This is a genomic window from Desulfovibrio faecalis (genome assembly GCF_053570625.1).
Genome location: NZ_JBRBQR010000001.1, coordinates 1,284,591 through 1,303,546, shown reverse-complemented (window position 1 = coordinate 1,303,546; position 18,956 = coordinate 1,284,591). Strand labels below are relative to the sequence as shown.

At 57.4% G+C, this 18,956-nt stretch carries 18 protein-coding genes; 9 read left to right on the top strand and 9 right to left on the bottom strand.

Annotation, left to right across the window (positions count from 1 at the left end; genetic code table 11):
* Nucleotides 1-225 precede the first annotated feature (225 nt).
* The 3 genes from ACUZ79_RS05755 to ACUZ79_RS05745 all read left to right on the top strand — a co-directional run bounded on the left by ACUZ79_RS05755 (nt 226) and on the right by ACUZ79_RS05745 (nt 3,708).
* On the top strand, nt 226-1,461 hold the full coding sequence (locus ACUZ79_RS05755) for an ISL3 family transposase (RefSeq protein ID WP_096152604.1): 1,236 nt from the start codon (nt 226-228) through the stop codon (nt 1,459-1,461).
* A gap of 185 nt (nt 1,462-1,646) precedes the next feature.
* Nucleotides 1,647-2,933, top strand: coding sequence for an AAA family ATPase (locus ACUZ79_RS05750; RefSeq protein ID WP_449250964.1), 1,287 nt, complete (start codon nt 1,647-1,649; stop codon nt 2,931-2,933).
* On the top strand, nt 2,926-3,708 hold the full coding sequence (locus ACUZ79_RS05745; RefSeq protein WP_449250963.1) for a retron system putative HNH endonuclease: 783 nt from the start codon (nt 2,926-2,928) through the stop codon (nt 3,706-3,708). Before ACUZ79_RS05750 ends, ACUZ79_RS05745 begins: the two co-directional genes overlap by 8 nt.
* A 202-nt stretch (nt 3,709-3,910) precedes the next feature.
* Here the strand turns inward: ACUZ79_RS05745 and ACUZ79_RS05740 are convergent, their stop codons facing one another.
* Complete coding sequence (locus ACUZ79_RS05740; protein ID WP_449250962.1) at nt 3,911-4,405, bottom strand: hypothetical protein; 495 nt, start codon at nt 4,403-4,405, stop codon at nt 3,911-3,913.
* Nucleotides 4,406-4,572: 167 nt separating this feature from the next.
* Here ACUZ79_RS05740 and ACUZ79_RS05735 point away from each other — a divergent pair, with 167 nt between their 5' ends.
* On the top strand, nt 4,573-5,316 hold the full coding sequence (locus ACUZ79_RS05735; protein ID WP_449250961.1) for a potassium channel family protein: 744 nt from the start codon (nt 4,573-4,575) through the stop codon (nt 5,314-5,316).
* Nucleotides 5,317-5,413: 97 nt separating this feature from the next.
* Here the strand turns inward: ACUZ79_RS05735 and ACUZ79_RS05730 are convergent, their stop codons facing one another.
* The 4 genes from ACUZ79_RS05730 to ACUZ79_RS05715 form a co-directional block, all read right to left on the bottom strand.
* Nucleotides 5,414-6,574 (bottom strand): ABC transporter permease, encoded by a 1,161-nt coding sequence (locus ACUZ79_RS05730; RefSeq protein ID WP_449250960.1) that lies wholly within the window; start codon nt 6,572-6,574, stop codon nt 5,414-5,416.
* Nucleotides 6,574-7,701 (bottom strand): ABC transporter permease, encoded by a 1,128-nt coding sequence (locus ACUZ79_RS05725; protein ID WP_240824013.1) that lies wholly within the window; start codon nt 7,699-7,701, stop codon nt 6,574-6,576. The genes ACUZ79_RS05730 and ACUZ79_RS05725 overlap by 1 nt, the downstream gene beginning before the upstream one ends.
* A 63-nt stretch (nt 7,702-7,764) precedes the next feature.
* Nucleotides 7,765-9,627, bottom strand: a complete 1,863-nt coding sequence (locus tag ACUZ79_RS05720; protein ID WP_449250959.1) for an ATP-binding cassette domain-containing protein — start codon at nt 9,625-9,627, stop codon at nt 7,765-7,767.
* Nucleotides 9,624-10,619 carry an efflux RND transporter periplasmic adaptor subunit gene (locus tag ACUZ79_RS05715; protein WP_449250958.1) on the bottom strand — a complete coding sequence of 332 codons (996 nt, stop codon included), beginning with the start codon at nt 10,617-10,619 and terminating at the stop codon, nt 9,624-9,626. Before ACUZ79_RS05715 ends, ACUZ79_RS05720 begins: the two co-directional genes overlap by 4 nt.
* A gap of 109 nt (nt 10,620-10,728) precedes the next feature.
* Between ACUZ79_RS05715 and ACUZ79_RS05710 the strand changes: the two genes are divergently transcribed.
* Both ACUZ79_RS05710 and ACUZ79_RS05705 read left to right on the top strand, forming a co-directional pair.
* The gene (locus tag ACUZ79_RS05710) at nt 10,729-12,297 is read left to right on the top strand and encodes a DUF1254 domain-containing protein (RefSeq protein ID WP_449250957.1); all 1,569 of its coding nucleotides are present in this window, start codon (nt 10,729-10,731) and stop codon (nt 12,295-12,297) included.
* 21 nt (nt 12,298-12,318) lie between these two features.
* Nucleotides 12,319-12,861: a hypothetical protein gene (locus ACUZ79_RS05705; protein ID WP_449250956.1), complete on the top strand. Its 543-nt coding sequence runs from the start codon at nt 12,319-12,321 to the stop codon at nt 12,859-12,861.
* A 35-nt stretch (nt 12,862-12,896) separates the two neighbouring features.
* On the opposite strand, the gene ACUZ79_RS05700 is transcribed toward ACUZ79_RS05705, so the two are convergent.
* Nucleotides 12,897-13,664 (bottom strand): SPOR domain-containing protein, encoded by a 768-nt coding sequence (locus tag ACUZ79_RS05700; protein WP_449250955.1) that lies wholly within the window; start codon nt 13,662-13,664, stop codon nt 12,897-12,899.
* Nucleotides 13,665-13,906: 242 nt separating this feature from the next.
* Here ACUZ79_RS05700 and ACUZ79_RS05695 point away from each other — a divergent pair, with 242 nt between their 5' ends.
* Nucleotides 13,907-14,902: a peptidoglycan glycosyltransferase gene (locus tag ACUZ79_RS05695; protein WP_449250954.1), complete on the top strand. Its 996-nt coding sequence runs from the start codon at nt 13,907-13,909 to the stop codon at nt 14,900-14,902.
* A 112-nt stretch (nt 14,903-15,014) separates the two neighbouring features.
* On the opposite strand, the gene hypB is transcribed toward ACUZ79_RS05695, so the two are convergent.
* Together hypB and ACUZ79_RS05685 are read right to left on the bottom strand one after the other, a co-directional pair.
* A complete protein-coding gene (gene hypB, locus ACUZ79_RS05690; RefSeq protein WP_192113905.1) occupies nt 15,015-15,680 on the bottom strand; it encodes a hydrogenase nickel incorporation protein HypB in 666 nt (221 codons plus the stop codon).
* A gap of 118 nt (nt 15,681-15,798) precedes the next feature.
* Nucleotides 15,799-16,152, bottom strand: coding sequence for a hydrogenase maturation nickel metallochaperone HypA/HybF (locus ACUZ79_RS05685; RefSeq protein ID WP_022658078.1), 354 nt, complete (start codon nt 16,150-16,152; stop codon nt 15,799-15,801).
* Nucleotides 16,153-16,236: 84 nt separating this feature from the next.
* Between ACUZ79_RS05685 and ACUZ79_RS05680 the strand changes: the two genes are divergently transcribed.
* The gene (locus ACUZ79_RS05680) at nt 16,237-17,226 is read left to right on the top strand and encodes a tetratricopeptide repeat protein (protein ID WP_449250953.1); all 990 of its coding nucleotides are present in this window, start codon (nt 16,237-16,239) and stop codon (nt 17,224-17,226) included.
* A gap of 41 nt (nt 17,227-17,267) precedes the next feature.
* The gene (locus tag ACUZ79_RS05675) at nt 17,268-18,008 is read left to right on the top strand and encodes an AMIN domain-containing protein (protein ID WP_240823998.1); all 741 of its coding nucleotides are present in this window, start codon (nt 17,268-17,270) and stop codon (nt 18,006-18,008) included.
* 150 nt (nt 18,009-18,158) lie between these two features.
* On the opposite strand, the gene proC is transcribed toward ACUZ79_RS05675, so the two are convergent.
* The gene (gene proC / locus ACUZ79_RS05670) at nt 18,159-18,956 is read right to left on the bottom strand and encodes a pyrroline-5-carboxylate reductase (protein WP_449250952.1); all 798 of its coding nucleotides are present in this window, start codon (nt 18,954-18,956) and stop codon (nt 18,159-18,161) included.

Below are 18,956 nucleotides of genomic sequence, written 5' to 3'. Positions count from 1 at the left end.
TTATAGCAAGATATTATTGATAAATTTATGATGAACGATTACACATCATGAAGTGTCTGAAATTTATAATTTTATCCTTGGTAAGGATGAGGTCAGCAGTTCAATCCTGCTCAAGGGCTCCACAAAAAATCAAAGGACTTACGGAGATCTCCGCAAGTCCTTTTTTGGCTCTTCCGGGTTTTCCGTGGGTAGCTGATCTGCTAATGTCCTTCCCGGAGGGCACCAATGAAGGATACGGACCTATATTTTCGGATTCTCGGGCTGACCGAGCCCTGGTTTGTTGAGGCTGTTGAACTGGACACGGCGGAAGGTCGGGTAGACATCCGCGTGGAGCATGGTCCTGGTGTTCGCTGGTTTTGCCCTACTTGTGGTCGAGAGCTGGCTTGCCGCGACCATGCCGAGCCTCGTGTCTGGCGCCATCTGGACACGTGCCAGTTCAAGACGTTCCTGCATGCTCGGATTCCCCGAGTGGACTGCCCCGAGCATGGCGTCCTTCAGGTCAACGTGCCTTGGGCCGAGTCCAAGGCACGTTTCACCATATTGATGGAGCGATTGATCATCGACGTGCTGACCGAGTGCGCCACCGTAACAGGAGCGCGGCGCATCCTGCGCATCACCTGGGACGAAGCATGGGGTGTCATGGAAAGGGCGGTGCGCCGGGGCCGGGAGCGCAAGCAATCGAATCCCTCGCGGTATCTTGGCGTTGACGAGAAGGCATTCCGCAAGGGGCACGACTATGTGACCGTGGTTTGTGATCTGATCGGCAGCACGGTGGAGTATGTGGCCGACGAGCGTAAGGCCGAAAGCCTTGAGGGGTACTACCTTCAGTTCACCAAGGCGCAGTTGGAGCGGATCAAGGCCGTGGCCATGGACATGTGGGAGCCCTATTTTAAAGCTACGCTCAAACATGTGCCGGACGCGGCGGGGAAAATCGTTCACGATCGGTTCCACGTCATGAAACACGTAGGCGAGGCTGTGGACCGGGTACGCAAGCAAGAGCACCGCGAACTCACAAGTCAGGATGACCATCGACTCAAGGGCACGAAATTCCTCTGGCTATACCGGGAGGAGAATCTGCCGGACAAACACCGGCCAGCCCTGGAGGCCTTGAAGACAGCGAACCTCAAGGTGGCCAAGGCCTGGGCCATGAAGGAAAGCCTGAACGACGTCTGGAAGTACCTGAGCACGGGATGGGCCAGACGTTTTGTGAAGCGATGGCTGGTCTGGGTGAACAGGTCAGATCTTGCCCCAATGCGCAAAGTGGGCGGACTGATTCAGAGACATCTTGAGAACATCCTGACCTTCTGCCGCCACAGGATCACCAACGGCGTGGCCGAGGGCCTCAACAGCAAGATCATGGCCATCAAGAGGAAGGCTTGCGGTTATAGGAACCGGGAGCATTTCAAGACAGCCATCTACTTCTTCTGTGGCGGTCTAAACCTCTACCCGGCCAGTTCCTGACAGGGGTTACCCACGGAAAACCCGGAAGAACCCCTTTTTTTGGCTTTTTTTCAGGGGCCGCCATTCCCCCTCTTTGCGGCGGTTGAGCCCTCCGCCCCGCATAAGCGGAAAATATTGTAAGATAGGAACAAGTCAGGTACTGTTTTTTGTAAAGAGACAATTAATTAAATACCGATGGTGAGCATATGAAACTAACATCTTTAGAGATTAAAAATTTTCGGTGCTTTGAAAATATAACAATTGATTTTGACAAAAAATTAACTGTTCTTGTCGGAAAAAATGGTTCTGGAAAAACATCAATACTGGATGTAATTGCAGTACTATTTTCCTATATATCAGGATCTGGATCGATGGTAGATGAGGATTATTCTTTTTCAAGGCATGACATACACAACAGTTCTATATCAGATAGTATTACGGTATTTACAAAATTATTTTCGCCACATCGCACAAGAGATATTGTTTTTAAATTTGATAAATTTATAAAAGAAAAAAACTTACTCTGCACAAAGGATATTGACAAATATATAAGAATTTCAAATGAATTCAGGGAACTTGATGATAGAGATTACAAAGCACGCAATACATTTATATATTACAATTCAAAAAGAAACATAATCAATACGCTAGATAGCGACTCCGAGCAGCGCCATCAATTTAGTGATCTTCTGGATCTTTATACACCTAATATCGACTACAACGCTTCTGTGCGCTGGTTCGATGCAAAAGACGCAGAAGAAGCACGCAGGCGCAGCAGAAATCCGCAAGAGGACCATAGAGACCCAGTACTCACTGCAGTTCGAACTGCCATTGAGAAAGCACTGCCGGGGAATAACTATGTATTTCCTCACATGGATGGCACTCCCCCTGAGTTTTTCATTACGCATAACGAGAGCGGTCGTGAGGTCAAGGTCACCCATCTGAGTGATGGCTACAAAGTCATGCTGGCCTTAGTTATGGATCTTGCTCGTCGCATGGCTGTTATCGGAGAAGGCCATCCAACTCCCCCACTTGAAGCACCCGGCATCGTCCTAATTGATGAAGTCGAGCTTCATTTACACCCAGCCTGGCAGCAAACGGTGTTGCCTTCTTTGATGGAAATTTTTCCCAACATACAATTCATTGTCAGCACCCACAGCCCGCAGATAGTCACGTCAGTAAAACCGGAAAATGTGGTAATCCTTCAAGACGGCATGGTTAAGGATGTTGAAATTTCCACCTATGGCGCGGAAACATCCCCAGTTCTTCAAGACATTTTTGGCGTATCGCTCCGCCCCCCCAATAAAGCAACCGAGGCACTGGGAGAATACTTGGGGTTGATCGATGCTGGCAACGGCACTTCAAGCGATGCTCTTGTATTAAGGGAAAAGCTGGAAAGCCTTATGCCAGGCGATCCAATACTTGCTGTGGCAGACAGAATGATACTGCGGGAAGAGCGCCGCAGAGAACGGATGGGGAAAAACCATGCATAAACTTTCCCGCCCTGCCCCGCCAGCATCGTGGCATGACTGCCTCAAAGCCCTCAGAGAAGCTGAACCAGTGAAGAAGGGACGATCAGAAAGCAAGCGTTGGGGAGTCTTCCGAAATGAGCATCGTTCTACATACGACGAAACGGTAGATGCCCTTGCGGCCTGCCAGCATGGGTTGTGTGCATACTGTGAAATAAAGGTAAGCCGCATTAACAGGCAGATTGAACATATTCAGCCTAAAAAAAATTCCACCCCCGAAAATGACTTTACCTTTACATTTTCAAATTTTGCAATGTGTTGCAATGGAGGAACTGTTTCATACTGCAAAGACGATGGGGCTTTTAGTAATGACCCCGATAAAAAAACGAACATATCGTGCGGTGCAAAAAAAGGGGATAAAGAGCCATGCTTAAATCCCTATACATTGCCCGAGTATTCTCTTTTTCGCGCACAGGCAGATACTACAAACGAGTTGCTTTCTTTTTCTGTAGATGAAGATGCGTGCGCTAAAGCGACAATACCAGCAGAATTAGCAAAAGGTACCATTACCAATCTTAACCTAAATTGCCCTAGACTTAGCAGGGCGCGCTACGGTGTTTGGGTCACGATTAATAAAGAAATAGACGAAATAAGCGAAGATCCAGATTTATCTGAAGATGAAAAAGACGAAGAATTCAAGTCGTTAATAAAAAAACATCTTTCACCAGATATACAGTTTTATACTACTGCCCTTCTCTGCATTTGCTATCAGCTTCCTGATTTGGCACCCCAAAATTGAGTTTCTGTCACGGCCAGACTATTAAATTCGGTTACAGGTCTGCTCCACGTCAAGTAGACAGGTTAAAAAAGGCCACGGCAATGGCATGCCCCCCATCAGCTAAACAAAGCAAAAAAGGCCGCCAATTGACGGCCCAAACTGCGAGTGGATAAAAATCAGAGAATTTCAGTTACGACTACTTCGACAACTGCGGCTACTGAATTTACTTCGCCATCTGCGGCGGTTGCGGCATCAAGGCCCGATACGGGCCGCGCATGCTGTACACAAAATTTGCCATGCGCGCATCGCCGCTGACCACAAGCATGAGCAATAGTTTGGACTGCGCATCCTCGCGCACAACGCCGTAGCCCTTCACCCCCTTTTGCTCAAAGGTAAATTCCCACTGACCATTGCTGCGAAGAACAGGCGTTGAGCCCTGCAAGCGTTTGGCATTGCCCGTGGCGGCCTGCTCGGCCTCGCCAGCATTGGCAGGCCCCACAATAATGAGCGCAGAACTTTTGTGATCCTTCTGCCCCATCACCACCTGCACGGCTTCCTGCACCTTGGCAGGGCCATTCACCACCACCCAGTCCGCAGGCAGATCAAGGCTGTAATATTTTGTTGTCAGGGGCGCGGCCTGCGCCTGCGCTGCAAGCAGAACCGTCAGCACAAACAGGGGCAAGCCCCGCATAACAAGCCGGATAAATTTCTGGGGCATGGCAATCTCCGTTACATTCCAAGGATGCCGGAGTGTACGGCTCTCCTTCCCGGCTGTCCACACGCCATGCTGCGAATGTCTGGGCGGCGGATATCTGCGCGATAGGGGCGCACGCCCCTCTTGCCGGGGAAGATTCATACCTGTAGTATGCGAGAGATGAGGATAGTATGCTGAAACTACGAGCACTGCGCGCCCGGCTGTACGAAAACCGTTTTGAGCTGCTCATGCTTTCGCTGTGGTGCGTGTTCATCCTGAACATCGTATTTCCGGACAACATATACCGGGGCATAGCGCAGGCAATCTATCTGCCCATACAGTTGCTCGCGGCTCTTGTGCTTTTTGAATTCAAACCGCGCATTCTGCGGCTCGCCCTGTTTTTTGGCGCGCTGCTCATTGTGGGCCGGGCCATGGATCTGTTTTTTATCAAGACCATGAAAGAGGAATTGCTGCTGCTCTATCTGTGTTTTTTCGGCAGCATCATGTTTGAGGTATTCCGGCAGATATCCCACGCGCAGATGTTTACGACCAAAATCGTTTACGCTGCGGTGTGCGGCCTGTTGCTCATTGGCTATTGCGGCTATTTTCTGTTTCTGTCCATCGAGTTCCATCAGCCGGGTTCTTTCAATGGGCTGGGCGCGGGCGACCAGGCGGCCAACGACCTGTTCTACTTCAGCTACGTGACCATCCTCACCATCGGCTACGGCGATATCACGCCAAAAACCTGGATTGCCAAAAACGCCACTGTGCTTGTGGGTTTTACCGGCTACCTCTATTCCATTGTTGTTATTGCCCTTATCGTGGGCAGGGCCCACCGCACGCCGCGCACCACCGCTGCTCCCACAAAAAAGCCAGCCCCGCTGCCTGCGCGATCTCCACAATCATCTTCCGCCAAGAAACCGCCGGAAGCCTGACCTCATCCTGATTCTGCACCAGCTTCACGCCAGAGGTTAGCAGCACACGGCCAGCCTGATTTATGCACGCTTTATGAGGGGCACTTAGACCACCTGCTCAGGCCTTGCGCTTGAACATCCACACGGCAACGCTCACAGCCACCGCGCTGATGCAGGCAATCTTGCCTAGGCTCACCGCTGCCGCAGCCACGGTAATATCTTTCAGAAACACTCCCTGAACAATGGTGGTAAAATGCCGCATGGGGTTCAGCTGGCTGGCGTATTGCAAAAATGGCGGCATGTTGATGACGGGCGTGACCGCGCCGGAAATAAGAATGCACGGCACCCCTACGGTAAAGGCCCCCAGAAAGGCCTGCTGCTGCGTGGCGGATAACGACGATACCATCAGCCCCACCCCGCCCGAAGCCATGGCAAAAACCAGCATGGCCACGTAGAGCAACACCAGCGAACCGCTAAACGGCACCCCGAAACCGAATACGGAGATGAGCAGAAAAATGGTGCCGTGCACCAGCCCCACCACACAACCCGGCACCAGCTTGGCAAGGGCGATCTCCGTAGGTGTGGCCGGGGAAACCAGCAACTGGTCAAAGGTGCCCACCTCGCGCTCCCGCGCTACGGAAAGGCCCGTCACCACCAGCCCCAGCATAAAGCCCAGCATGCCTATAAGGTTGGGTAAAAAGAACCACTGAAATTCCAGATTGGGGTTGAACCAGCAGCGAACGCGCACATCCAGCTTGGGCGCGCCGCCTGCCGCGCCAGTTGCAGCGCCGAGCGCCATTTGCCCCCGTGGCGTGGATTCCCCTATACCGCGCACAATGGTTTCAAGATAGTAGGAGGCAATCTGCGCCGCGTTGGAGCGCCTGCCATCGAGTATCACCTGCATCTGCGCTGGCGCACCCGCATCGACCCTGCGGGAAAATTCATCATCAAACACCATGACAAACAGGGCCTTTTGCCGCTCGATGGTCGGGCGAACATCCGCCTCGCCATCCAGAAATGTCACGCTGCGAAAGGTGTGCGACCCCTGTAGCCTGCGCACGATCTCGCGGCTCCAGTTGCCGCTGTCCTGATTGAGCACGGCCACGTCCACATTGCGCACTTCCATGGTGGCCGCCCAGCCAAACACCACAATCTGCATGAGCGGCGGCACGATAATAAGCATGCGCGAAACCTTGTTGCACAGCAGCACCAGCAGTTCCTTGCGCACAATGGTCGCCATGCGCCGCAGGTTCAGACGGGGCAGCGTTATTCTTGCCATCACGCGTCCAGCCTTTTGACAAGATTGCGGTACACCAGCCCCAGCAAGACCGAGGCCAGCAGCCCCATGAACAGAAGGCTGGGGCCAAACACGCCCCACACGTCCCCGGTCAGAAAGATGGTACGCAAACAGGTATTGAAGTAGCTGGCGGGCAAAAGCCGCGTCAGGGCCTGAAGCACGGGCGGCATGCTGTTGATGTCAAACACAAAACCAGAGAGCAGCAGTGCGGGCAAAAAGCCGGAGAAAAGCCCCGCCTCAGCCGCCACCAGTTGCCCGCGCAGGGTTACGGAAATCAGCAGCCCCTGACCCAGCGCGCTCAGCATGAATACGGACGACAATAACACAAGCACCCACAGGGAACCGCGAAAGGGCACGGCAAAGAGCGTCACCGCCGCCACCGCGCACAGGGCCATGCTGAACATGCCCATGCAGAAATATGGAATCAGCTTGCCCAGCAGCAGTTGCATGCGGCTCACAGGCGTGGCGAACATGGCCTCCATGGTGCCGCGCTCCCACTCGCGGGCAAAAACCAGCGAGGTCAGCAGTGTGCCGATCAGGGTCATAATTACAGTGATGGCCCCAGGCACAAGAAACTGCACGCTCTTGGCCGCAGGGTTGTACCAGAAGCGCGGCTGAATATTGATGGGCAGCGCTGCTGCAACGCCATCCGGTAAGGCGGTGCGCTGCCAGGACATAATCAGCCCCTGGCTGTAATTCTGGATATACTGGGCGGTATTGGGTTCTGACCCGTCCACAAGCACCTGTACGGCCCCGGCGCTGCCCCGCTCAAGCTGTTCGTCAAAATCCTGCTGGATCACCAGAATGCCCTGCACCACAGAATCGCGCATCATGCGCCCTGCATCGGCCATGGTGCCCACTGGCCGCGTGGCAAACCACGGGGAATGGGCAAAATCCGCCGCCAGGCTCAGCGAATGCCGCCCGCCGCTCTGATTCAGCACGCCCAGCCGCAGCACGCCCGCATCCAGCGTGATGCCGTAGCCAAAGAGCAGCAGAAAAATGAACGGCAAAACCCCGGCCACCAGATAGGACGAGGGATCGCGCACGATCTGCTGAAATTCCTTGCCCACAAGGGCAAATAACTGTCGTAACCAGATGTTGCGTAGCATAGGGCCTGATTCTTGGTTGTATCTCCCGGCAGCAGCGGTTTGCAAAAAAATCGCGCAAGGCGGCTACTGCGGATGCTCCCTGTCGTATTTTTCAATGCTGGCGATAAAGGCTTCTTCCAGCGTGGGGTCTTCCACCTCGGTGCAGGATGCCTTGAGTTCATCCGGCGTTCCCATGCTGATCATGGCTCCGCGATAGATCAGCGCGATGCGGTCGCAGTACTCGGCTTCTTCCATGAAGTGGGTCGTCACAAGCACGGCGGCCCCGGCTGTGGTCATGGCGGAAATGTGCTTCCAGAAATCCCTACGGGTGCGCGCGTCCACGCCCGAGGTCGGCTCGTCAAGAAACAGCACGGGCGGTTCGTGCAGGGTGGCGCACAGCAAGGCCAGCCTTTGCTTTTGCCCCAGCGGCAATGCCCCTGTACGACTGCGCAGATAGGGCTGCAATTCCAGCGCCTCTGCCAGTTCGGGCAAAAGGGCGTTGCGCCGCTCCCTGGAAAGACCATACAGCTCGGCAAAAATAGTGATATTTTCACGCACGGGAATATCCGGGTACAGCGAAAACTTCTGCGCCATGTAGCCCAGACGCGAGCGGGCCTCGCTGCCCGCGCTCAGCAGGTCTACCCCATCCACGGCGCAACTGCCGGATGTGGGGCGCGAAAGCCCGCAGAGCATGCGGAAGGTGGTGGACTTGCCCGCCCCATTGGGCCCGAGCAGGCCAAAAATCTCGCCGGGCCGCACATCAAAAGAAATATCGCGCGCCGCCACAAATGCGCCAAACCGTTTGGTAAGGTCGCGGGCCGAGATGGAAAAGGTCGGGCCAGAATCAGCGGGAGCAGCGGACAAAACTACGTCTGGCGAAGTGGCAGCCGCAGGAGGCGATCCTGCCGCGCCCTCATGCGCCAGAACACTGCTGCCACCGTTGCTGCCCTGAGGGCCAGAGTGACCGCCTCCGCTGTGGGCCACGTGCAGCTTGCCGTAGGGCGAAGGACTCTGGTTGATGCCGCCCACGGCGCTCATGTAGGCGTCTTCCAGCCGTGGGGACACGGCCTCGCCGCCACGGGCCAGCACCTCGCGCCGCAGATCGTCAGGGGCATTTGCCGCCAGTACAAGCCGGATGCGGCTGCCCTGGATGAGGGCGTCCTCAATGCCGGGTCGCATGGTCCAGAGGGCCAGTTCCTTTTTATGCGTACCGGCATCGGCACGCAGCAGAAAAACCCGCCCTTCGGCCCGCGCGGTGAGTTCCTCCGGCGGCCCGGCAAACAATACACGGCCACTGTCCAGCATGATCACGCCGGGGCAACGCTCGGCTTCATCCAGATAGGCGGTGGACCACACAACCGTCATACCGTCCTGACTCAAATTCTGCACCATGCGCCAGAGTTCGCGGCGCGACTGCGGGTCAACGCCCACGCCGGGCTCGTCAAGCAGCAGCAGACGAGGCGACCCCAGCAAAGCGCAAGCAATGCCCAGCTTCTGCTTCATGCCGCCAGACAGCCTGCCTGCAAGACGCTCGGTAAAAGGGGCAAGACTGGTGAATCCCAGCAGCTTTTCAAACACGCGGTCGCGTTCCGCCCCTTCAAGCCCGCGCAGGCTGGCATGCAGGCGCATGTTGGCCATCACGGAAATATCCTCGTACAGGCCAAAACGCTGCGGCATGTAGCCGATGCTGTTGGGCTGGCTGCGCATGAGTTCTGCCGGACTTTGCCCAAAGAGGTTTGCGCGCCCCTCGCTTGGCGGCATAAGGCCCGCCATGATACGCATGAGCGTGGTTTTGCCCGCCGCGTCAGGCCCCACCAGCCCGGTGATGCACCCGGCGGGGATGATCGCGTTCACGCCGTCCAGAGCGGTGACGGCCTCGCGCCCCTTGCCGAAGCGCATGACCAGCCCTTCCAGACAGACGGCCTGATCGGCGGCGCTGTCGCTCATGGCGCGGGTGTATCCTGCAAAATTATGGTCACGGGCATGCCCTGCCGCATGACGTTTTCCGGATCCTGCGCCTGCACGCGCAATCGGTAGACCAGTGCAGTGCGCACCTCGCGCGTTTCAACGGTCTTGGGGGTAAATTCCGCCGTGGGCGAAATAAAGCCCACCGTGCCGGAAAAGCTCTTGCCCGGCGCGGCGTCCACCAGAATCTTCACAGGCATGCCGGGCTTGACGCGCCCCAGATTGGGTTCGTCCACATAAGCCCGCAGCCACAGGGGGTCGGTAAGGGTGAGGGTATACACGGTCTGCCCGGCCTGCACTATGGCCCCTGCCTCGCGGGCGCGGGTGAGCACAATGCCTTTTTGCGGCGCGGCAAGCACGGCATCGCGCAGCTGGATTTCCGCATGATTGAGGGCTGCGGCGGCAGCGGCCACTGCCGCTTTTTGCGCCAGCACTTCCTCTTCCCGGTAGCCGGAGAGCAGCATGTCGAGCTGATCCTGATTGGAACGCAGCTTGGCGCTGGCCTCGCTGTACTGAGCGCGGGCGTTGTCCAGATCTTTTTGCGAAATAGCGTTGGAAACGCGCATGGCCGCAACGCGGTTCAGGTTGATCTGCGCGTTTTCCGCCAGAGCGGCAGAGCCGCTCACCGCCGCGCGGGCCTGAGCGATTTCTTCCACTCGGTAACCGCGCTCAAGTCGCAACAGGGAGGCCTGCTGCCGTTCAAGTTCTGCGGCTGCCTGATCGCGCTGCTGGGTCAGCAGATCATCGTCAATGCGGGCCAGCGCCTGGCCTGGGGCAACGGCATCGCCCTCGTCAACAAGCACACTTGCAATGCGCCCGTTAACGCGAAAGCTCAGGTCAACCTGCCGTATGTCCACATTGCCGTACAGCACAAGCTGGTCACCATCGTGCCGCAGCCACTGCCACAACAAAAAAACAGCCAGCAGCACAGCCAAAGCCGCGCCAAGGCCAAAAACCTTACGGGGGACAGCCATATTCCTCCCTGCGCGCAATCGCCGCAAGCGTTTGCCGCGCCAGACAGTTTTATGCCGGGGCCGTGCGCCCCGCTGTCTGCCAGAATAGCCAGTGGAGCGGGCCTTGTCCATGCTGCGCAGCACATATAATAGAACAGTTGATTTCGGCTGGTTTGTGGTGCAAGCAAAAAGAGCGGAACTGCAATACAGCGCTCAGGCCTTTAACTATACCGAGGGCATCATGACAATCTTTTCGCCTGTTTTCGGCATCGCCAAAGTTACGAGGGTGACGGCGGCGCTTATACTCACCTCGATCCTTTGCGCCCCCGTCATCCACGCCGCGCAACAGCCGAAGGAATTTCCCGATCCCGCTACGGTAGAAAACATTGCCGCGCAAGGTTTTGTTTATGGCCTGCCCATAGTGATGCACTACGCCGTTACCTATGAATACTCCGTTGACACAAAGTCCCCGCAGTACAAAGCGCCCTTCAACGCCCTGCGCAACGGGGCGCGGGTGTTCACCTACAAGGACACCGTGGTCATCACGCCCAACAGCGACACGCCCTACTCCTTTGCCTGCCTTGACCTCAGGGCCGAACCGGTGCTCATTACCGTGCCGAAGGATACGGACGGGCGGTATTTCAGCGTGCAGCTTGTGGACGCCAATACTTTCAACTTTGGCTACATCGGCAGCAGGACAACGGGCAACGACGGAGGCAGCTATCTTGTGGTGGGGCCGGAATGGAAAGGCACAGCGCCTGCGGGCATGCGCGTGTTCCGCTCCAATGCGCAGTTTGCCATGGCCCTGTTCCGCACCCAGCTGTTCAACCCCGCAGATATTGAAAACGTGCTGAAATTCCAGACAGGTTACGCCGTAAAACCCCTCTCGGCCTTTTTGGGGCAGACGCCGCCTCCGGCGCTTCCCATGCCGCCCTTCCCCAACATCGGGCAGGATTTTGTAAAGCCGGAATTTTTTGATTATCTGGCCTTTGCACTGCAATTTGCGCCAGCGGGGCCGGAAGAAGTCTCCATCCGCGCCCAGCTTGCCAGTATTGGCGTGGTCGCAGGCAAACCCTTTGTATTTGATGCCCTCCCCAAGGATACGCAGGCAGCCGTGCTGCGCGGTCTGCAAAAAGGCGCTGGCATGGTCGATGCCTCCGTCACAAGGCCTGGGCTTCGCGTGAACGGCTGGAAGATGAGTTCTCCCTTTGGCAACAGGGAGTTCTTTAACGGGGATTGGCTGATGCGGGCAGCCGGGGCCAAGGCGGGCATTTACGGCAATGATGCCGAAGAAGCCGTGTACCCCATGACCAAAACTCTGGCAGACGGCAGCCCGCTGGATGGCAGCAAGCACAAGTACCGCATGACCATTCCCGCAGGGCAATACCCTCCGGCCAAGGCTTTCTGGTCTGTGACCATGTACGACGGCAATACCCAGCTGCTCATAAAAAATCCCATTGACCGCTACCTGATCAATTCGCCCATGCTGCCGGACATGAAAAAAAATCCCGATGGCTCGCTTACCATCCTGATCCAGCGCGACTCCCCCGGCAAATCGCACGAAAGCAACTGGCTGCCCGCGCCGGACGGCCCGATCTTTCTTGTGATGCGCCTGTACTGGCCTGAAACCGAAGGGCTCTCCGTGCTGCCGCTGGGCAAGGGAACCTGGCAGCCCCCCAAGGTGGAATTGAACGACTAAACGCCCACGTAAAAGGATCATATGACCTTTCATTTCACAGTGCGCCCCGCAATCTGGGCGGTCTGGACTGTTGCCATCTGGCTGGCCCTGATGGCAGCAGCGCAGACCGCAAGGGCCGAAAACTACGGCTGGTTTTCACTGGAAGCGCCCCAGGGCTGGCAGGCCGAGGCTCCGTCAACTCTGGCGGGAGCCTGGGTGCTTGCGCTCACCGGGCCGGAAGAGGCTGTCCATGTGCGCATCATGGTGGGCAAAACCGCAGGGCCGCCGGATGCGGCTGACGTGGCTGGATTGCTGCGCGCCGCCGCCGGGGTGCGGGAGCCTCTGCGCAGGGCTGATGCCCAGTATGTTTTCAGAGGAAAAGACGCGGTGGGAGTGGACACGGCCTGTATCGTGGGAGCGGATCAGCAGGCGGGCGTCTACATGGCCGTGTTGTGCAGTGGTGACGTTGACCGGGCAGAAGATCTGCTGGCCGCGCTGCGCGGGGGATCAAACCCCACAATGCTGCCCCTGCGGCATGCCGCGCGCGGCAGCATTGAACCCCGGTTTTTGCCCGCTGCCCAATAAACGGCAAGGGGCAGGCCGGAGGAAAAGACAAGAAATTACTGTTGCAGCACTGGCTTGCGGCTGCGCTGTATGGGCTTGCCCAGCCCCATGCCTTCTGTGGAGCGCAGCACCTCTGCGGCCCTGGCCTCATCGCCGCGCAGCAGCACCAGCACCACATAGAGCTTGCCAGAGCGCTCCATCTTGGTACGCATTCCCCGGCCCTCCAGACGCTGACGCAAAGAGTCCACAGCGTCCGCATCCTTGAATGCTCCCACCTGAAATACATAATCATACATTCCAGAGGACTGCGGCCTTGCAATGCCGCCCTGAGCCGCCTGCTGCCCAGCCGCGCCACCTTGCGCACCACCTTGCTGTGCTGGCGCAACCCCGGCCTGAGCCACGACGGCAGGTTTGGGCTGCACTGGCGTCATGGACGGCAAGGGTTTAAGCGGGGCATCGCCCGTGGCGGCATCGTTGCGCAGTACTCTGGCAAAACGCAGTTCCTCGGCGGTCAGCACTTTTTGCTTGGGCTCGCTTGCTCCCTCATCTGCGCTGGAGGCTTGGTCGCCGCCCACGGCATGCGGGTCATCATCCGGCGTGGTTGCGGATGAAGGGGCGCTTGCCGCAGACGTGCCCGACCTGACCGCAATGGGTTGCGGATGCGCCTTCCAGTAGGCCCTGCCGCTCATAACCCCGCCAAGGTATGCCAGCACCACTGCCGCCACCACCAGAAAGCCCGCCGCCAGCAAGGATGAAGGGCGCAGGCACAGGCATTTTTTATCATTTGCCTGATCGGATGAAGGCTGACGGGTTGCAGGAGGCATGGAATCTCCGGATGTTGGGGTTTGCTGCGGTAATCGTGCGCAGGGAGGGACAGAAAGAACGTCGGCGCGGGCAACCATATCAATGCATGGCGCTGGCGTAAAGTACGCCAGTAATCTGCACGACAGATCACTGCAAACACTGACCTATATAGTCTTTTACAACCAGAGCTTCCGTAGCCGCTTGCGGGCCTGCCCTGCGCTCTGCTATCATGCCGACACAAGTTGCAAACATGGAGTACGCCATGACCAAGGATGTATGGTTTCTTCGCATATACGCGGCCATCTGTCTTGTGCTGGCCGGAGCGATCATTGCTGGCGCGGCCTCTGCCGCCCATATAGCAAAACCCGGCCCTGAACCGCAAATCCTCACCATTATCAACGCCACAGGCGAAGATATTCTGAGCATGGGCTTTCAGACTGGCCGCAGTATGCATTTTGTGCGGTTCGACATGCCCCCCGCCGGGCGGGACGACATTGAAAACCCCGGCGCGGTCGCCAACCTGCGCGTGGACACGGGCCTTGCCCTGTGGATTTTCAAGGATGTGCCGCTGGCCAAGGCGCAAAGCGTGACCCTGCGCATGGGCGAAAAACCCGTGCTGGAACTCGCTATTTCCAAGGGCGAACAGCAACGCCTGACCGGCGAAGCGCAAAGCCTGCTGCCGGGGCCGGATGCTGGCCCGGTATGCGCGCTTGACCGTTTTCGACCCGGCATGCCCATGAAGGACGTTTGCACTCTGCTGAGCGCCACGCCGCAACGTGACGACAACGATGCAGTGCTTGCCAGCCTTGGCTTTGCGGGTATGGTCTGGGCCGCGCGGCTTGAGCCCGCCCAGCGCGGGGAAAAGCCTTCAAGCAAGACTCCCCTTGTGCTTGACCACATGGAACTGCGCCGCAAGCTGGACCAGGAAACCCTGGACAAACTGCTGAACGCCCTTTACGAGCAAAAATACAGCCCGTGGCAGGCCGAATTGCCGGGGCTGGATATCAACTTTACCCAAATGCCGTCCATGGATCTGAACAAACAGAAGGACATGCTGCGGCAGGTGCTTGAGTATTTCATGTCTGCCAGCAAGGGCGAAGCCACCATCATGCTCGCCCCCACAGAAATGCTGCCCAAACTTGCGGATGCCGATGCCCCGAGCAGCGACGTGCAGCTGTTCACCATCACCCTGCGTCCGGCTTCAAAAAATCTTGTGGTGGATGTTGCCGCCTATCAGGAAAGCGAAGAATCAAGATAAATTGTCGTTAGAATATTCCGGAGCCTGTCAACCAGACGGTCTGAAAACAAAAAAGGCATCCTCAGCCAAAAGCCGGGGATGCCTTTTTGAATTTTCAATCAGGCGGGGCTGTTTAAAGCCTGCCTTCCTTCTTGGCGGCGCGCATGCTCCGCAGCCAATTGTACCAGCCTTCAAGGCCATCGCCTTTTCTGCAGGAAACTTCAAAGATATCCAGATCCTTATTGAGCTTCGTGGCAAAATTGCGGGCGCGCGCAAGGTCAAAATCCACGTAGGGCAGCAGATCAACCTTGTTGAGCACCATGGCCTTGGCAAGGTTGAACAGCAGGGGGTACTTTTCCGGCTTGTCGTCACCTTCGGCAACGCTCAGCAGGGCGACCTTGGCGTCTTCGCCGCAGTCAAATTCCACAGGGCACACCAGGTTGCCCACATTTTCGATAAAAAGGATGTCCACGCCGGTGAGGTCAAGGCTTTCCAGCGAGGTCAGGATCATGTTGCTGTCGAGGTGGCAGCCGCCGTCTGTATTGATCTGCACGGCCTGCGCGCCAGTGGCGGCAACGCGGCGAGCATCGTTATCTGTCTGTAGGTCGCCTTCCACCACCGCCATGCGGAATTCTCCGGCCAGATCGCTCAGGGTGCGTTCCAGAAGGGTGGTTTTGCCCGCGCCCGGCGAGCTGATGAGATTCAGCGACAATATTCCCTTTTCGGTAAGCAGCCGACGCACGTTATCGGCCATTTTTTCGTTGGCTTCCAATACATTGCGAACCACAGGAATTTGCATTCAATTCTCCTTGCTTGCCGTCGGTACGGCGTGGTCATGAGCCAGAAAGATATGACAAAGGCAAAGACGGCAGTGAAAGGAGCAAACCAGCCCCCTGGAAAGTCAGAGGGCAAAGGGGTTAGCTGGCTTCCAGACGGTTAAGATAGAGTTCTCTGCCCTGCTCAACCACATGCCCGAACTGCTCGCCGCAATCGGGACACGGCAGCCAGAGAGCATCCTGCCCCTCCCCGCCAAAAACTTTACCGCAGGCGGAGCAGCGCAGCCTTAGCGGAAGCTCTGTAAGCTCCAGGCGCGCGCCTTCGTGCGGGGTACCCTGCACCATGACCTCAAAACAGAATTGCAGCGACTCGGGCACAACACCAGAGAGTGAACCGTACGTGACGTTCACAACTTCCAGACGAGTGCAGCCCTGACGGGCTATTTCATCCTCAGCCATCTGCAACAGGCTTTGTGCTATGGACATTTCGTGCATGGGGTCATGCTAGCCCAAAGACCCGGCCCCGTAAAGGCCAGAAGCGAATCTTGCTATTCGACGCAAATAATGTACATTTTGCACATGCGTCGCTCAAAATTTTCTGGCGTCTTCTCATTCTCTGCCGACTGGACAGAGAGCCGCAGCAAAACGCACTACTTCGTCTGGGAGCTTCCAGACGGAGCCTTTGCGGTGCAGGAACTCAACGCCGCGTTCCAGCCTGTGGCAGAAGTGGAACGCATAAACGCAAAAATCTTTTCCCAGTCATTCAAGGCAGAGCACAATATTTTGGCAATGCCGGTGATCACGCCGGACCTCAGCCATTTTGAATCCGCCCCGCCCGCGCCAGCCCCCCTACAACCGGATGCTGCGGCAGCACAACCTGCCCGCAAGGCGGGCGCCCCCAAGGCCAAAGCAGGAAGCACGCCGCTCCAGACGCTTTCAAAGGCCAAACTGCCCGAATCTGTGGAAGTGGCCCCCGAGCAGCCCGACATGGGGCTTATTCCCTTTCCTTCCCGCACCGCCACCGGCGTTACAGCTGTTCACTATGACGAAGGCCCAGCGCCTGCCGCTGACGCTACAGCTGCCCCTGCTACTGGCGCTGCCGCTGCCGCGCCCAAGAGGGCCTACGACCTTGAAGCCGCCCGTAAGGCCAAGGTCGTGGAGTCAAAGCTGCGGGAGACTTTTCGCCAGACATTGCTGCGCCTCAAGCGCCCGCGCGAGCGCAAGGCAGCACTGCTTGCCCTTGAGCAACTGGCGCAGACCAAGGACGGCATCATACCCGCCCACAAGCATATGTTCCGTGATTTTGGCGTACGTCTGCGCCAGAATTCCCAGCCCGACCTCGCCCTGCTTTTTTCACGCAAGGCAGTGGAACTGGCCCCCGAGGACGATCACGCCCACTTCAACCTGGCGCGCATTCTCTGTTCGCTTGGCCTGTATGACGAAGCCGCCACCCACATCGGCACGGCTTTGAGCATGTCCAGCGGAGAGCCTCTCTACTTCAAGTTGTTGGAACACATCCGCGAACTCAAACGCACGCGCAGTGCTGGCAAGCCCACGCCCCAGCGCTGAGCCGCTGTTCCAACCCAAGTCATTGGCAGGAGCCTTTTGGCATGAACAAAGTAATTCTCGGTCTTCTTGTAGCAGTGTGCGTTCTGGGCATGGCGCTTATCATGCTCAATGAACGCATGCGCAAGCCTGAACCAGCAAATCCTGCAGGCATTATCGCGCCTGTCACTTCCCCGGATGCGGCTCCGCCCGCTGATGCTGGCAACCAGTCCGCCACGTCTCCTTCCCTGCATCTGCCCCCGCAGACGCAGAGCGGCATTCCTGATCTCAACGCCAGCGGCGAAGCCCCGGCCCGTGCGCCCATCCCCAGCCTGAAACCGGAGGAAAAAAGCGCCCCGGCAAGCAATATAGCCGCTGCCGAACCCCAGCCAGCCGTTGCCAAGCCCGTGGTGCAGCCCAAGCCTGCGACCCCTGTTACAGAAAAGACAGCGCCAGCCGCAGAACCCGCCAAGGAAAAAGCCGCCAAGGCCGCGCCGCAGCACAAAAACATCACCAAATTTGTGGTTCTTGCGCGTGATAAGGGTGCAACAGTGCGCCTCGTGGGTGCTGCGCCCATTGCCTACAAAAACATGCAGCTCAGCGGCCCTGAGCGTCTGGTTATTGATCTGGACGGCAAGTGGCAAGTTAAAGCGCCCGGCGTACCCAAGAACCCTGCGGTGACCAACGTGCGCATTGGCAAGGGCGATGACAAAACGCGCATTGTCATTGACCTGACGGGCAAAATTCAGCCCAAGTTCACGCTTTCAAAAGATGGCCACACTCTGGACATCCGCCTGGATCATTAGGGCATGACCGGGCGGCCTACGCCGCCCAGCTTCATCAACCATCTCCGCAGACAGAAAAACCGACTGTTGTTGTGCAACAGCCGGTTTTTATTTTCATGCCCTACAAGGCGGAACAGTTCGTATCGGGCCAACAGCAGCTGGCGGCTGGCCTCAGTTTTCCATTTCCTTGCCGCGCGCGTTGGCGGCCAGCACAGATTCCACCAGCAGGCCTGCAAGGCCTGCGCGGTCAAGCACGTTCACGCCCGCGATGGTCACCCCGCCGGGGGAGCAGACCTCGTCACGCAACTGCATGATGGGCGAGGAGCTCTGCTCGACCATTTTGGCGCATCCGCCAAAAAGGGCCGTGACCATCTCGCGCGATTCCTTGTGCTGAAAACCAAGGGTAACACCGGCCTGCACCAGCCCCTGCATCATGGCAAACACATAGGCAGGCCCGGCCCCGATAAGGGCTGTGAACGCCGTGAACTTGCTTTCCGGCAGTTCCACGCACACGCCCAACGCGCTGAACAAAGCCTGAATGTCGGCCTTGCTGGTTTCGGGCAGGTCAGGATCGTCAAAGCAGAGGGCGAACACGCCCATACCCACAAGGGCCGGGGTATTGGGCATGCAGCGCACCACTGGGCAACGCCCTTCAACTGCCTCGGCGAGGCGCTGGAGGCTCACGCCAGCAGCTACGGAAACCAGGGTTTTCCCGGCTGTCAGCTCTGGGCGCATCTGTGCAAGCACCTCTGCCGCCTGATAGGGTTTAACGCCCAGCACCAGCACATCGGCGGCCTGCGCCACGGCCTGGGGGCTTTCCATCACACGCACGCCAAGCTCTTCAAGCGGGCGCATGCGTGAAGCGGTTCTGTTGAAACCGCACAGTTCGTAGCCGCCCTTGCGGGCAAGCCCGGCCATGATGGCCCCGCCCATGTTGCCGCATCCGACACAGCCGATTTTGAGCGCCAT